This window comes from Tamlana carrageenivorans, assembly GCF_002893765.1.
In the GTDB taxonomy this organism is placed as follows: domain Bacteria; phylum Bacteroidota; class Bacteroidia; order Flavobacteriales; family Flavobacteriaceae; genus Pseudotamlana; species Pseudotamlana carrageenivorans.
Genome location: NZ_CP025938.1, coordinates 850,336 through 865,330, shown reverse-complemented (window position 1 = coordinate 865,330; position 14,995 = coordinate 850,336). Strand labels below are relative to the sequence as shown.

At 36.7% G+C, this 14,995-nt stretch carries 12 protein-coding genes and 1 pseudogene; 7 read left to right on the top strand and 6 right to left on the bottom strand.

The window, feature by feature from the left end:
* Position 1 precedes the first annotated feature (1 nt).
* The 5 genes and pseudogenes from C1A40_RS04065 to C1A40_RS04045 form a co-directional block, all read left to right on the top strand.
* Complete coding sequence (locus C1A40_RS04065; RefSeq protein ID WP_102997126.1) at positions 2–643, top strand: HAD family hydrolase; 642 nt, start codon at positions 2–4, stop codon at positions 641–643.
* Between the two features lie 173 nt (positions 644–816).
* A complete protein-coding gene (locus tag C1A40_RS04060; protein ID WP_102994780.1) occupies positions 817–1,413 on the top strand; it encodes a SprT-like domain-containing protein in 597 nt (198 codons plus the stop codon).
* 29 nt (positions 1,414–1,442) lie between these two features.
* Positions 1,443–2,522 (top strand): mannose-1-phosphate guanylyltransferase, encoded by a 1,080-nt coding sequence (locus tag C1A40_RS04055; protein WP_102994779.1) that lies wholly within the window; start codon positions 1,443–1,445, stop codon positions 2,520–2,522.
* A 6-nt stretch (positions 2,523–2,528) separates the two neighbouring features.
* Entirely contained in the window at positions 2,529–4,031 is a 1,503-nt protein-coding gene (locus C1A40_RS04050; RefSeq protein ID WP_102994778.1) for a DUF389 domain-containing protein, read from the top strand.
* Between the two features lie 317 nt (positions 4,032–4,348).
* Positions 4,349–5,257 (top strand): annotated as a pseudogene (locus C1A40_RS04045) (IS256 family transposase, variant Zn-binding type); the annotation flags it as partial.
* Positions 5,258–5,328: 71 nt separating this feature from the next.
* Here the strand turns inward: C1A40_RS04045 and C1A40_RS04040 are convergent.
* Positions 5,329–6,096 carry an ABC transporter ATP-binding protein gene (locus C1A40_RS04040; protein WP_102994777.1) on the bottom strand — a complete coding sequence of 256 codons (768 nt, stop codon included), beginning with the start codon at positions 6,094–6,096 and terminating at the stop codon, positions 5,329–5,331.
* Positions 6,096–6,833 (bottom strand): MlaE family ABC transporter permease, encoded by a 738-nt coding sequence (locus tag C1A40_RS04035; RefSeq protein WP_102994776.1) that lies wholly within the window; start codon positions 6,831–6,833, stop codon positions 6,096–6,098. Before C1A40_RS04035 ends, C1A40_RS04040 begins: the two co-directional genes overlap by 1 nt.
* A gap of 110 nt (positions 6,834–6,943) precedes the next feature.
* On the opposite strand from C1A40_RS04035, the gene pafA reads away from it, so the two are divergent.
* Both pafA and C1A40_RS04025 read left to right on the top strand, forming a co-directional pair.
* The gene (pafA, locus tag C1A40_RS04030) at positions 6,944–8,599 is read left to right on the top strand and encodes an alkaline phosphatase PafA (RefSeq protein WP_102994775.1); all 1,656 of its coding nucleotides are present in this window, start codon (positions 6,944–6,946) and stop codon (positions 8,597–8,599) included.
* 73 nt (positions 8,600–8,672) lie between these two features.
* Positions 8,673–9,482, top strand: coding sequence for a DNA/RNA non-specific endonuclease (locus C1A40_RS04025; protein WP_102994774.1), 810 nt, complete (start codon positions 8,673–8,675; stop codon positions 9,480–9,482).
* Here C1A40_RS04025 and C1A40_RS04020 read toward each other — a convergent pair.
* From C1A40_RS04020 to gcvP, 4 genes are all read right to left on the bottom strand, one after another.
* Positions 9,475–10,323, bottom strand: a complete 849-nt coding sequence (locus C1A40_RS04020; RefSeq protein ID WP_102994773.1) for a glycosyltransferase family 2 protein — start codon at positions 10,321–10,323, stop codon at positions 9,475–9,477. The genes C1A40_RS04025 and C1A40_RS04020 overlap by 8 nt on opposite strands.
* Positions 10,324–10,341: 18 nt before the next feature.
* The gene (locus C1A40_RS04015; RefSeq protein ID WP_102994772.1) at positions 10,342–10,869 is read right to left on the bottom strand and encodes a class I SAM-dependent methyltransferase; all 528 of its coding nucleotides are present in this window, start codon (positions 10,867–10,869) and stop codon (positions 10,342–10,344) included.
* A gap of 59 nt (positions 10,870–10,928) precedes the next feature.
* Positions 10,929–11,987, bottom strand: a complete 1,059-nt coding sequence (locus C1A40_RS04010) for a 3-oxoacyl-ACP synthase III family protein (RefSeq protein WP_102994771.1) — start codon at positions 11,985–11,987, stop codon at positions 10,929–10,931.
* 104 nt (positions 11,988–12,091) lie between these two features.
* Positions 12,092–14,941, bottom strand: coding sequence for an aminomethyl-transferring glycine dehydrogenase (gcvP, locus tag C1A40_RS04005; RefSeq protein ID WP_102994770.1), 2,850 nt, complete (start codon positions 14,939–14,941; stop codon positions 12,092–12,094).
* Between the last annotated feature and the right edge of the window lie 54 nt (positions 14,942–14,995).

Here is a 14,995-nt window from a genome sequence, read left to right as displayed (position 1 = left end):
TATGAATAAAAAATATAAATGTATCATTTTCGACTGCGACGGCGTATTGGTTGATAGTGAACCTACAAGTATTCAGGTTTTGGTTGATATCGCTAATGAGTATGGTGCTAATATCGATTTGGAATACGGTATGAAGCATTTTAAAGGCAGTTTTTTTACGGCCTGTAAGCAAATGATAAGTGACTTAACCCAAAAGCAACTTCCCGATAGTTTAGAGGATGAATACCGAAATCGTAGTTTTGAGGCTTTTCAGAAAAAAATGGAACCGGTTGAAGGCGTAAAGGATGTTATAGGACGATTACATTTACCGTTTTGTGTGGCTTCCAGTGGTCCTGAGTCTAAAATCAGACTTAATTTAGGTCTCGCTGGTTTATTGCCATTTTTTGAAGGCCGTATTTTTAGTTGCTATGCCCTGAAAAAATGGAAACCCGATCCTGCCGTGTTTTTATGGGCAGCAAAAACCATGGGCTTCAATCCCGAAGCATGTTTAGTTATTGAAGATAGTCTTTCTGGTGTAAAAGCAGCCAAAGCTGGTGGTTTTGATGTTTTTGGTTACACCGCGCACGATCCCGATAATGAATTGATGCCTTTAGCAACTAAAACTTTTTCTAAAATGAGTGACTTATTGGCGCTTATTGAGTAGGATGGAAGTGGGCTTTATGTTGTAGTTTCAATGCTATATGCTTTGCGATACATGCATAACTAAATCATAGAGCTACCTATTGATGCACTTTGAAACTTTTACTCATAACATAATACACAATTAAACTTTTCCTCGATTCAACATTTAAATTTAAATCTACTATTTTTGTTTTAATGCAGGACACACTTCAAAATTACATTCCCAAAAAAGCGGTACCTCTAATTTTACAGCTTTTAGAGCATGAACATTTAACGATAAAAATAAAAAATGAACGTAAAACCCGTCATGGCGATTATAAGCGTTTGCCAAACGGTAGACATCAAATTACAGTAAACTCGAATTTGAATTGCTACCGATTTTTAATTACTTTAGTTCATGAAATCGCGCATTTAGAGGCTTTTAAAACCTATGGTAAGTTTATTAAACCTCACGGTAAAGAATGGAAGTATACCTTTCAGCGTTTAATGTTGCCCTTTTTAAATCCAGAAGTTTTTCCTTTGGACTTACTCCCTTTATTGGCGAGACATTTTAAAAACCCGAAGGCGAGCAGCGATACCGATGCCCATTTATCATTAGCCCTGAAACAATTTGATGCCCCTAATGATAAAACTTATATTTTTGAAGTGCCAATGGGTCGTCATTTTAAAATTTATAATGGTAAAATTTTCCAAATGATGAAAAAACGGGTTAAGCGTTTTGAATGTGTTGAAGTTAAAACCGGTAAAGTGTATTTGTTTAGTCCGAATGCCGAAGTAGAACTTTTAAATTGAAAATATTTAAATATTAAAAAAATAATAAGATGAAGAAGAATTATTACGCAATATTAATGGCAGGTGGTGTTGGATCACGATTTTGGCCTGTAAGTACAGAAGAATTTCCTAAGCAATTTCACGACATGCTAGGAACCGGCGATACGCTTATTCAGAAGACCTTCCATCGTTTAGCAAAACTGATACCCCAAGAGAATATATTTATTTTAACCAACGCGCGTTATAACGACTTGGTTTTAGAGCAGCTTCCCGAAGTAACCCAGCGCCAGGTAGTTTTAGAGCCTGCCATGCGAAATACAGCGCCTTGTATTTTATATGCTTCATTAAAAATTCAGAAAGAAAATCCCGATGCAGTAATGATTGTAGCACCAAGTGATCATTGGATTGAAGATGAAGATACCTTCTCTAAAAATGTAGAACAGGCCTTTGAATTTTGTTCGGAAAATGATGCGCTTATGACATTGGGTATTCAACCTACATTTCCAAACACAGGTTATGGTTATATTGAATACGATAAGACTTCCGCGGAAGCGATAAAACCCGTAAATCAATTTAGAGAAAAACCAGATTATGAAACCGCTAAAGCCTTTATATCTCAAGGTAATTTTCTTTGGAATGCGGGTATTTTTATGTGGAGCGTAAAAACGGTAATAAACACCTTTCAGAAAAATCAACCAGAATTGTTCGAGCTTTTTAAATCTGGAATTAGTGCTTACAATACTAATGCAGAAGCCGATTTTATAAAAGAAAACTATCCGAAGGCGGAAAACATATCGGTAGATTATGCCATTATGGAAAAGTCTAAAAATGTGTACGTAATTGCAGCAGAATTTGATTGGAACGATTTAGGAACCTGGGGTAGTTTATATGATAAACTTGATAAAACTGAAAATGGTAATGCTGTTGTAAACGCTAGAGTATTACCTGAAGATGCATCTGGAAACATGATTCGCACCAAAAAAGATAAAATTGTGGTTATAGACGGTTTGCAGGATTATATTATTGTAGATAAAGAAGAAGTTTTGCTTATCTTTCCTAAGTCTAAAGAACAGGATATTAAAAAAGTACTCCAAAATGTAAGAGATAAATTTGGAGAACAATACGGTTAATAACATATGAGCGAAGAAAATAAATTTAGTTTTTCGGAAGAAGAAGCTGAAGCTAAGGTGAACAAGGTTGATGAAGCCGCTGAGGCAGAGAAAGCCAAAAGTGTTGAGCAGTCTAAAGATGCTGTAAAAAAGGATGCGCAAGGTCTTCTAGCGAGTATCAAAGTGTTTTTGCGCGAATTGTTAGATTTTCGTGAAGATACCGATCGGGAAGCGACTACCAAAGCCATTGTTGCCGATATTCCGTTTAAAGGTGCCACGGCTTGGATTTTAGTCTGTTCCATTTTTGTGGCTTCCATTGGATTAAACGCCAATTCAACCGCCGTGGTTATTGGAGCCATGTTAATTTCTCCGCTCATGGGGCCTATTTTAGGTATAGGCCTGTCTATTGCTATAAACGATATTGATACGCTTAAAAAGTCGTTAATAAATTTAGCGACGATGATCGTTCTAAGTTTACTAACGGCTTTTCTATTTTTCTGGTTATTCCCTTTAAGTGAAGATACTTCAGAGCTTTTAGGTCGTGTACGACCAGATATTCGCGACGTTTTAATTGCCTTTTTTGGTGGCTTGGCCTTAATTATTGCACGTACCAAAAAAGGAACCATCGCCTCGGTTATTTTTGGTGTGGCTATCGCAACAGCCTTAATGCCACCGCTCTGTACGGCAGGTTATGGTTTGGCTAAAGGAAACTTTGTGTACTTCGGTGGCGCCATGTATTTGTTTACCATCAACACGATTTTTATTGCCTTAGCGACCTTTTTAGTATTGAAATTACTGAGGTTCCCCATGCTTAAATACGCCAATTCTAAGCGTCGTCAGTTCATTTCTAGAGCGGCCATGTTGTTGGCTATTGTGGTTATGATTCCGGCGGTATGGACTTTTATTAATGTGTTGAATGAAAGTAATTTTAACCGCGATGCTAGTACTTTTATCCGTAAAGAGTTAACCGATTTGCCTCATGGGGAATACATAAAAAACAATGCGACATACACTTATTTTGATGATAAAACTTCGGTCATAGAACTGAATACTTTTGGTTTAGATGAAATTTCTGAAACAACCATTACCTTGCTTCGTAATCGTTTAAAAGATTACCGCGCTTTGTCTACTACAACTTTAAATATCAATCAGAATCGCTCTAAAAACTTAGATAATTTTAAGTATATGGAAGAGCTTAGAACACGTGACTCGTTGGATCTGTTAACTCAAAATCAAAAAATTAGATATTTAGAAGATAAGTTAAGAGGCTTTTCGCAATTAGAAAGCAGTTATATGGCCTTTGATGGGTTAACAGAAGAGTTGAAAATCAACTACGAAAACATAGAACAGTTCTCTTATGGTAATGTGATTAATACCAATTTCACTAAAAAAGATACCACACCAGTTTTCTCTGTAAAGTGGAAAAAAGAGTATAAGGACGAACTACGCCAAAAGGATAAGGACAAACTTGAAAAGTGGCTAAAACTTAAACTAGATCTAGATACTTTAGTGGTACGTAGAATTAATTAAGGCGTCATCGTTGTTTCAAACTTATTTGAAAGGTAATGCATATTCGAAATGAATGCCATGAGAATGGGGGTTCGAGGATACAGAGTCTCTAAGAAATAATAAAATAGCTAGGCTAAAGCGTGTTATAGTATTATGGCTTAGAGGCAAATATTAAAATTCCAAAAAGCTTTTTTGATTTTAAGTAGATAAAGCACGAATTAAAGCTTTATTTTAAGAGAAGATGTAATGGACAAAATGGTTGGTAAATCCTTTCGAAGAGCTTATGTTTATTAGCTTTGAAGCAAATCAAAGGCTTTGAATAAAAAAAATGTAAATTTTGTAATAGCTTACTAACCCATAAATATGGTGTTAGATTAGAAAAACAGCGTTATAAATGTTTGAATTGTAAAAGTGTTTTTACTGGAGGAAAAGAAATTCAAGTAGACTCTCTTTGGGATGAATATACCAGAGGAAAGCAGACCTATTTACAGCTTTCTCAGAAATATGGATGTTCAAAGCGAACTATACAACGTAAACTAGATCTTCATCAAGTAAAGGACGTAGAGATAACACCTAAGAAAGTTATTGTCTTAATGGATACAACATATTGGGGGAGAAGCTTTGGATTAATGCTCTTTAAGGATGCTTACAGCAAGGAGAATCTTCTTTGGTATTACGTCAAATCAGAAACTAACGCTTTGTATATAAAGGGGATTAATGAGCTAAAATCTAAAGGTTTTGAGATTGTTGCTATTGTATGTGATGGTAGAAAAGGCTTGGTTGGTACGTTTAAAGGAATACCTGTCCAGCTCTGTCAATTTCATCAAGTTGCTGCAATAAGAAGATATATAACTAAGAACCCGAAAATGCTTGCTTCAATTGAATTAAAAACGCATGTAGCTATGCTCAAAAATACAGATAAAGAATCTTTCGAAGGAGGATTAAATATGTGGTTTATTAAGTGGGAAAGCTTTTTAAATGAGCGAACTATTAATAATGAAACAGGCAAGAGTCATTTTACCCATAAACGACTTAGGAGTGCGTATAGAAGTCTTAATACGAATATGACATGGTTATTTACATGGTATGATAATTACGATTTAAATATTCCTAATACAACCAATATGATTGATGGGCATTTTTCTGATTTAAAAAACAAACTCAGAAATCATAACGGATTAACCAAACAAAGAAAAATCAAATTTATTAATGAGTTTTTAAAAGCAAAAATAGACGTACAAGAATAGGTGTTAAAAGACCAACCATTTTGTCTATTAGGCCTAAGAGAAGTATTTTGTGTTTAGGTTAAGCTTCCGCTTTACTCATGATCCTCCAAGTACATCTTACGTACTTTTTTAAAGAGGTTGGAAGAGTAAACAAAATCGGTAACCACTTCGTTATCTGTTCTAAAAATAGTTTCGTTAGAACCTTCCCAAGCTTTTAATCCATTTTTTAGAAAAACGATTTTTTCACCTATTTCCATCACCGAGTTCATGTCGTGTGAATTAATAACGGTAGTAATTTGATATTCGTCGGTTATTTCTTGGATAAGATTATCAATAACAATAGCTGTTTTGGGGTCTAAGCCCGAATTAGGTTCATCACAAAAAAGGTATTTTGGTTTGTTTACAATAGCGCGTGCAATGGCAACCCGTTTTTGCATCCCTCCAGAGGCTTCGCTAGGCATTTTATTATGGGCATTTTCAAGATTTACACGATTTAAAACGAAATCTACACGATCTTCCATTTCACTCTTGCTTTGCTTGGTAAACATGCGTAAAGGGAACATCACGTTTTCGGCAATGGTCATCGAATCAAATAAGGCACTACCTTGAAACACCATACCTATTTCAGCACGAATGTTTCTTTTTTCATCCTCACTTAATTTGGCTAAAATTTTACCGTCATAGGCAATAGAGCCGCCTTCGTAATTAAAAATACCTAATAAACATTTTAAGAAAACGGTTTTTCCTGCGCCACTTTGCCCAATAATGAGGCTGGTTTTACCCTTCTCAAAAGTAGTGGTAATACCTTTTAAGATCTCTGCGTTTCCAAACGATTTACGTAAGTCTTTAACTTCAATCATTAGCTTAATAACATTTGGGTTAGTAAATAGTTTAGAAGGATGATGAAAACACTGGTCCAAACAAAAGATGTTGTGCTCGCTTTTCCTACTTCTAAAGCACCGCCTTTCATGTAATAACCGTGGTATGAAGGAATTGTTGCTAATAGAAATGCGAAAACACAAGTTTTTATAAAAGCATAGGTAATGTGAAACGGATTGAAATCTAACTGTACGCCAGTGATATAATCTTCGGGCGCGCTAAATCCGCCATACATGCAGGCCACTAAGCCGCCAACAATGCCCAGAAACATACCAATACAAATTAAAAACGGATATAGCATCAGGGAAATAAACTTCGGAAAAACAAGGTAGTTAATCGAGTTAATCCCCATGACTTCTAAAGCATCAATTTGCTCTGTAACTCGCATAGTACCAATACTAGAAGTGATAAACGAACCTACTTTACCAGCCATAACTATCGATACGAAGGTGGGGGCAAATTCTAGTAAAATGGATTGTCTGGTTGCAAATCCAACCAGGTATTTCGGGATTAACGGATTGTCAATATTCAATGCCGTTTGTATAGTAACTACCCCGCCAACAAAAAAGGATATAAAAGCTACGATTCCTAAAGATCCGATAATCAAGTCGTCTATATCTTTTAATATCAGCTTCTTCATAACGCTCCACTTCGTTGGTTTGCGAAACATTTCGGCAATCATCAAAAAATAAGTTCCAATATTATGAAGGTATTTCATATGTAGTTTTGTAGCTGCTAAAGTAAAAAAAAGTTAGGGGTATTTAACGTTAATTTTAAATTATGATGTGCTTAATTATGTATTTTTGAGACCTATCTTAAAAATACGTAATGAAAAAAGTACACCTCTTTGTTTTCACTTTAGCCATCTTATGTTCTTTTGTTGAAATTCATAGCCAGTCGACATCATCGACTAAAAAAGATCAAACTGCTCCAAAACTTGTTGTGGGGATTGTTGTAGATCAAATGCGATATGATTATCTAACCAGGTTCTATTCGCGCTATGGAACTGGTGGTTTTAAACGTATGATGGATGAAGGTTTTAACTGTAAAAACAATCACTTTAATTATGTGCCAACCAAAACGGCTCCAGGTCACGCTTCTATTTTTACCGGAAGTACACCTAAATATCATGGGATTATTTCAAATTATTGGTATGATAAAGAGACTAAAGAACAGGTGTATTGTGCCGATGATGATAGTGTGTTGCCAATTGGAACAAGTGATAAGGCAGGAAAAATGTCGCCTAGCCGCATGTTAACCACCACTTTTGCTGATGAAAATAAATTGTTCACGCAAATGCGTGGTAAAACCATTGGAATTTCTGTAAAAGATCGAGGCGCTATTTTGCCAGCTGGTCATACAGCTGATGCGGCCTACTGGTTTCATGGTGACGATGAAGGGGCATGGATTACCAGTTCTTTTTATATGGATGCGCTGCCAAAGTGGGTGGCTAAATTCAACGCAAGCAAACAAGCTGCCTCGTATTTTAAAAAATGGGACACCTATTATGATATAGACACCTATACAGCGAGTGGTGCCGATTTGAATGATTACGAAGCTGGATTTAAAGGTAAAGAAACGGCAACTTTTCCCTATAATTTGAAGGCGTTAAAAGATAAAAACGGAAATTTTAGTATTCTTAAAATAACACCATTTGGAAATAGTTTAACCACCGATTTTGCTATTGCTGCTATCAAGGGCGAGTCTTTAGGTGCTGATGATATTACAGATGTTTTAACGGTGAGTTATTCTTGTACCGATTATATTGGTCATAATTTTGGGGTAAATTCTAAAGAGATTGAAGATACTTATATTCGTTTGGATCAAGATTTAGAACGTTTCTTTAATGTGTTGGATAAAGAAGTAGGAAAAGGGGAGTATGTTGTGTTTTTAACTGCCGATCATGGTGCTGTTGATGTGCCGGCATATTTGCATGCTCATAATATTCCGTCGGGATATTTGGATAATAAGGCTCGTAAGAAGCAGTTTAATGCGTTTTTAGTTGCTAAATATGGAACTGCTGATGTGGTTGAAAATATTAGTAATGAGCAAATTTTTCTGAATAAAGAAAAACTAAAGACCTTAAATTTAAATGCCATAGAGGTACAAAATGCCATTGTTGAAGAACAAATGACTTACCCTCATATTTCAAAAGCCTATACAAGAGAAGCCATTGTTTCAAGAGATTTTACTGAAGGTATTGAGGCTCTAATTCAAAAAGGCTTTAATCAGAAGCGTTCTGGAGATGTGGTTTTAGTGAGTGATCCTGCCTATATTTCATACGGGAAAACAGGGTCTACACACGGTAGTGGCTTAAATTATGACACGCATGTGCCATTATTGTTTTTTGGAAAAGGGATTAACCATGGCGAAACTACCGAAAGAACAAATATTACCGATATAGCACCTACCATTTCTGCGATGTTAGGTATAAGTTTCCCTAATGCTTCTATTGGAAAACCTTTAGGATACGTTTTAAAATAACAAAATTTTTCCTTACTTGGTTGGATTGCAACTCTCTAAAGGGAGTATTGTAATTGGTCTGGGGTAAAAATAGATGAATAAACGTAATACATACGCCATTTTAGCCGCTATCATCATGATAGCGGTTTATGGTTATGAGCACTTTTTAGACACAAAAGTTCAAGCCGATATAGTTGCTGAAGGTGGTAAGCCTAAAAAACAAACCAACGAATTTTTCTTGCCAACGAGTACTACAGGACAAGTAATTCATCATAATGGCTATTCCTTATCTTACAGTGAAAAAGAGGAACAAGCGGAATGGGTGGCTTACGAATTGAAAAAATCGGATCTTTCAAATAGTCATTTTAAACGCCCTTATTTTGAAATTGACCCTGCTGTAAAAACTGGAGCAGCCCATTGGCGTAATTATAAAAATTCGGGTTATGATCGCGGACACCTTTGTCCGGCGGGCGATAGAAAATACAACAAAGCAGCCCACGATGAAACTTTTTTAACCAGTAATATTAGTCCGCAAGAGCACAATTTTAATGCTGGAATTTGGAATACGCTGGAGCAAAAGGTGCGTTACTGGGCCGCAAAATACGACGGTGTTTTTGTGGTTACTGGAGGCATACTTAAAGGGGATATGAAAACCATTGGAACCGAAAAGGTTGCCGTGCCCAATGCCTTTTATAAAGTGCTCATAGATGCCAATTCGGGGCCCACAAAAATGATAGGCTTTCTTATGCCTCATGAAAATTCTAATAAACCTTTACATCATTTTGTAGTGCCAGTAGATGCTATAGAGCAATTAACTGGGATTGATTTTTTCCCGCAATTAGATGATGAGTTAGAGGATAAATTAGAGGCATCAAGCAGTTATAAAGCCTGGAGTTTTAACTAAGTTTGGAGCGCATACCTTTCCAGCGGAGGTTTCTAATAAATTGGCCTTCTTTTTCATTGACTAGAAAATCAACTTGCTTCTTTTTGGCCTTAAAATAGCCAGCCATATAATCTTTAAATAAAGAAATACTCTGTTTTTTATAAGCGAGTTTTGCTGCAGAAATTAGCGTGATCAAAAAACCATAACGCATTTTGTACATGGCTTCACCTTGCAAATATTTTGAAGCTTTATTGTAACTGATGCCTGTGGGCTTTAAATGTTTGACATGAAGAGTGTCATCGGTTAAAATTTGCCAGTTGTAATATTTAGCCAAAAGCTCATCAACGGTATCCCAACCCATAGAAGGTTTTAGTTGTCCGATTTCGATAAAACACTTTTTGCGATAGGCTTTTAGAGCACCGCGAATATGATCTTTTCGGGTGAGATTTTCAAGAATCCAATCGCCATTTTTTTCAATATAGCAAAAACCTGAAGCCATGCCTAAGTTGTTATCGGCTTCAAAATGATTTGCCAGTTGTGCTAAGTAGTTTTCAGGGAAAATTAAATCGGCATCAAACTTACAGATCACATCGTAATCATCATCTAAAGTTTCAAATCCTTTATAAAAGGCATTAATGATTTTTGATCCTGGTAAATGTTTGTTGGATGATTTGGAATTGACTAAGGATATGAACGGGTACTTTTCCGCGAAAGCGCTAACAATATGTTGCGTACCATCGGTAGAATTATCATTCACCACCACCACACGTTTAGGTAATAGACTTTGTTCTGCTAAAGACTTTAATGTGACGCCAATAGAGGACGCTTCGTTATGTGCTGGGATTACAATATAAAAATTCAATGTACGATGGTTTTGATTTTACTGTGAAACCCTTTCGGCATAAACGATGTAATATCTGGGAGTAAACCATCTTAAAATAGGGCGAATGCCTAATTTTTTCGTGGGGTTTGTCCATTTTTGACGGTCGATAATCTTCCAGCCTGCTTTTTCCAGTAGCCAATCGAATTGCCAATCTTCAAATTCATGATAGTGTCGGTCCAACATATCGGTTTTACTTCTATAAGCAGAAGAAAACCAAAGTTTCAGCGGTACACTAGCCACTAATTTATCGGCTTTAATCGATTGAAGGACGGTAAAAGGGGAGAGCAGGTGTTCGAAAATCTCGAATGCCGTTACCACATCAGCTTTCGAATTTGTGATGTTCGATGTATCTGTGTCTAGATCTTCACCCTTCGTATTTTCAATAGCATAACCATGTTGTGTCATAATTTCAGAAAACGGATTTACAACGCCTAAATCTAAGATGGATTTGGAGGTTGGGATGTGTTTTTCTAAAAAATTAATGGTATGCTTAAAACGTTTATTTGGAAATGTTTTTTCGTACATCAATTTGTTTTATTTTTTATTTCCATGAGCATGGAAATCTCAAATAATGGCTCAATACTTTATACTTCGTAAACAATAGCATTAATATTCATGCCAGCGCCTACGCTTGCAAACATAATGATATCACCCTCATTAATGGCTTGTCCTTCCATTTTTTCGTTAAGAATCAAATCGAATAAGGTAGGAACGGTAGCCACACTAGAATTTCCTAATTTTCCAATACTCATAGGCATAATGCCGTCGGGCATGTCCATATTGTAAAGCTCGTAAAAACGTTTTACAATGGCTTCGTCCATTTTTTCGTTGGCTTGATGGATGAGGATTTTTTTGAGTTTAGATATATCGATACCACTTTTATCCAAGCAAGACTTCATGGCTAAAGGCACGTTGGTTAAGGCAAATTCGTAAATTTTACGACCGTGCATTTTAATGTAGCAACGGTTATCATCAACCTTTGGATTATAAGTTTCTCCAAAGAAGATGAAGTGGGCTTCCTCCAACGAAAATGTTGCCGCTTCATGGGCTAAAATGCCTCCTTTTTGCTCGGAGGCTTCTAAAACGACAGCGCCAGCACCATCGCTGTAAATCATGGAGTCCCTATCCGATGGGTCTAAGATTCGCGATAAGGTTTCGGCACCAATAACTAGGCACTTTTTAGCTATACCTGATTTTATAAAAGCTTCGGCTTGAATAACGCCTTGAATCCATCCTGGGCAGCCAAAAAGTAAATCGTAGGCTACACATTTTGGGTTTTCAATACGTAAAAGATGCTTAACACGGGAAGCGATACTAGGAACTGTATCACTTTGAATGCTATCGTGTTTGATATCCCCATAATTATGGGCAACGATAATATAATCTAAGGTTTCTCCAGAAATATTGGCTTTTTTAAGCGCTTTTTCTGCAGCAAAAGTGGCAATATCTGAGGTGGTGAAATGTGGTTTAGCATAACGCCTTTCTTTAATTCCAGTAATGGCCTTAAATTTTTTAACAATAACCTCGCTCGGGGCTTTTATGGTTGAACCATCACTATTTAAAAACTCATGATTATGAAAGTCTTCGTTTCTTTCAATATCGGCAGGAATATAGCTTCCTGTTCCTGTTATTTTTATAGTCATAAAAAAGGAAAATTGCCTGATTAAAATTAGTATCAAGCAATATATGAGTTTTTAAATCGTGATGGTTTCTATTTTATTAAAATTTACGATGTTCAACCGTGCTTTTACGCTTCAATATAATCTTCAATCGGAGCGCAAGAGCAAATTAAATTTCGATCACCGTAAGCATCATCAACACGTCTAACGCTTGGCCAAAACTTGTTTTCTTTTACATAATCTAAAGGAAAAGCGGCTTGCTCACGCGAGTATGGGAAATCCCAAGTTTCGCTAGTAAGCATGGCTAAAGTGTGAGGTGCGTTCTTTAAAACGTTGTTAATCTCGTCTTTAGAGGCTTTATCAATTTCACTTTTTATAGCGATTAACGCATCACAGAAACGGTCTATTTCCCCTTTACTTTCACTTTCTGTAGGCTCGATCATTAAAGTACCAGCCACCGGGAATGATAAGGTAGGTGAATGGAAACCGTAATCAATTAAACGTTTTGCGATGTCGGTTACTTCAATACCGTTAGCTTTAAACGGACGACAGTCTACAATCATTTCGTGAGCCGCTCTACCACGTTCACCAGAATATAAAGTATCAAAACTACCTTGAAGGCGTTGTTTGATGTAATTAGCGTTTAAGATGGCTACTTTGGTAGATTCGGTTAAACCTTCAGCTCCAAGCATTTTAATATAGCCGTAAGAAATCAAACAAACTAAAGCCGATCCAAAAGGCGCCGCTGATATTCCAGTAATGGCATCTTTACCTCCTGTTTTCACAATGGGGTTTCCAGGCAAAAATGGTACCAGTTGTTCGGCAACACAAATTGGGCCAACACCTGGACCGCCACCACCATGAGGAATTGCAAAGGTTTTATGCAAATTTAAATGACAAACATCGGCTCCAATATTCCCTGGATTTGTTAAGCCTACTTGGGCGTTCATATTCGCACCGTCCATGTAAACTTGTCCGCCATTATCATGAATAATTTTGGTGATTTCTTTAATCGCAGATTCGTAAACGCCGTGTGTTGATGGGTAAGTTACCATTAAACACGATAAGTTATCGGCGTGTAGTTCTGCTTTTTCACGTAAGTCTTCTACATCGATATTACCTTCTTCTGTCGATTTGGTTACGACCACTTTCATACCAGCCATAACCGCACTGGCAGGGTTGGTACCGTGAGCAGACGACGGAATTAAGCAAATATTTCTATGGTGATCGCCACGAGATTCATGATAAGCCTTAATAACCATAAGTCCGGCAAACTCACCTTGAGCACCAGAATTAGGTTGTAATGATGTTGCAGCAAATCCTGTAATTTCGGTAAGTTGATCTTCTAAAGCTTTAAGCACTTTTAAATAGCCTTTAGCTTGTTTTAAAGGCGCAAAAGGATGAATGGTTCCCCAGTTCACCGAGCTTAAAGGTAACATTTCTGAAGCCGCATTTAGCTTCATAGTACAAGATCCTAGAGAAATCATAGAATGATTTAAAGATAAATCTTTACGCTCTAGCATTTTGATGTAACGCATTAATTCGGTTTCAGAATGATAGCTGTTAAAAACAGGTTCGGTAAGGAAATCTGAAGTACGTTGTAAATCTTCTGCAATATTATTATGTTGTTCAACTTCAGAAATAACCATGCTCTTTTTATCTGCAGCCTTAGCAAAAACTGAAATTAAAACGTTTAAATCTGGAATTAAAGTGGTTTCATTAACCGAAATAGCTACCGTGTTTTTATTTGGGTAGTAGAGGTTTACTTTTTTACGATTCGCTATTTTTTCAATCTTTTTAGCATTGGCTTTAATAAGGATGGTATCAAAAAACGAACTATTAACTTGTTCATATCCTAATTTTTCCAAAGCATTGGCAAGCGTTACCGCTTTATTATGCACGCGGTTGGCAATAAACTTTAGGCCTTTTGGTCCGTGATAAACCGCATACATGCTAGCCATAACAGCTAATAAAACCTGAGCTGTGCAGATGTTAGATGTGGCTTTATCACGTTTAATATGCTGTTCTCTGGTTTGTAAGGCCATACGCAGTGCACGGTTTCCGTTGGTGTCTTTGGTAACCCCAATAATACGTCCTGGTAAATCACGTTTGTAAGCTTCTTTAGTAGCAAAATATGCCGCGTGCGGACCACCATACCCCATCGGAATTCCGAAACGTTGTGTGGTTCCCACCACCACATCGGCACCAAATTTTCCAGGCGCTTCTAATTTTACCAAGCTTAAAATATCGGCAGCTACAGCTACTTTTATTCTGGCTGCGTTGGCTTGTTCTATAAATGATTTAATATCGGTAATTTGACCTTCTTTTCCTGGGTACTGTAAAATAGCTCCGAAAAATTCTGAAGAAAAGTTGAAATCTTCTTCGCTACCAACCACTAGCTCAATACCAATTGGCGTGGCTCTGGTTTGAAGTACCGATAAAGTTTGAGGTAAAATATTTTCTGAAACGAAAAATTTATTAACGCCTGCTTTTTTCTGATCGCGTTCACGCACAGCAAATAATAAACTCATGGCTTCAGCAGCAGCAGTACTTTCGTCAAGAAGTGATGCATTGGCAATTTCCATTCCTGTTAAATCGATAACCATGGTTTGGAAATTCAGTAAAGCTTCTAATCGACCTTGAGCAATTTCTGCTTGGTAAGGTGTGTAAGCCGTGTACCAACCTGGGTTTTCTAAAACATTGCGTTGAATAACCGCAGGTAAAACCGTTGGGTGGTATCCTAAACCAATATAAGTTTTATAAACTTTATTTTTTAGAGATAATTTATGAATATGAAGTAAATACTCATATTCGGTCATAGGCTCGTCTAAATTAAGCGGTTTTTTTAAACGAATATCATCGGGAATGGTTTCGTAGATTAACTGATCTAACGAATCTACACCTAAGGTTTGTAACATTAAATTTTGGTCCTCCTGGTTAGGGCCAATATGACGCAAAGCAAACGCGTTTGTATTCATAAAAGTATATTTGAATAAATAATTCGCAAAAATACTGAATATTTGCTCCGTTTT

Excerpts from the sequence above, each read along its gene's own strand:
- C1A40_RS04065 (WP_102997126.1), top strand. The coding sequence starts at position 2 with ATGAATAAAAAATATAAATGTATCATTTTCGACTGCGACGGCGTATTG.
- C1A40_RS04060 (WP_102994780.1), top strand. The coding sequence starts at position 817 with ATGCAGGACACACTTCAAAATTACATTCCCAAAAAAGCGGTACCTCTA.
- C1A40_RS04055 (WP_102994779.1), top strand. The coding sequence starts at position 1,443 with ATGAAGAAGAATTATTACGCAATATTAATGGCAGGTGGTGTTGGATCA.
- C1A40_RS04050 (WP_102994778.1), top strand. The coding sequence starts at position 2,529 with ATGAGCGAAGAAAATAAATTTAGTTTTTCGGAAGAAGAAGCTGAAGCT.
- C1A40_RS04040 (WP_102994777.1), bottom strand. The coding sequence starts at position 6,096 with ATGATTGAAGTTAAAGACTTACGTAAATCGTTTGGAAACGCAGAGATC.
- C1A40_RS04035 (WP_102994776.1), bottom strand. The coding sequence starts at position 6,833 with ATGAAATACCTTCATAATATTGGAACTTATTTTTTGATGATTGCCGAA.
- pafA (WP_102994775.1), top strand. The coding sequence starts at position 6,944 with ATGAAAAAAGTACACCTCTTTGTTTTCACTTTAGCCATCTTATGTTCT.
- C1A40_RS04025 (WP_102994774.1), top strand. The coding sequence starts at position 8,673 with ATGAATAAACGTAATACATACGCCATTTTAGCCGCTATCATCATGATA.
- C1A40_RS04015 (WP_102994772.1), bottom strand. The coding sequence starts at position 10,869 with ATGTACGAAAAAACATTTCCAAATAAACGTTTTAAGCATACCATTAAT.
- C1A40_RS04010 (WP_102994771.1), bottom strand. The coding sequence starts at position 11,987 with ATGACTATAAAAATAACAGGAACAGGAAGCTATATTCCTGCCGATATT.
- gcvP (WP_102994770.1), bottom strand. The coding sequence starts at position 14,941 with ATGAATACAAACGCGTTTGCTTTGCGTCATATTGGCCCTAACCAGGAG.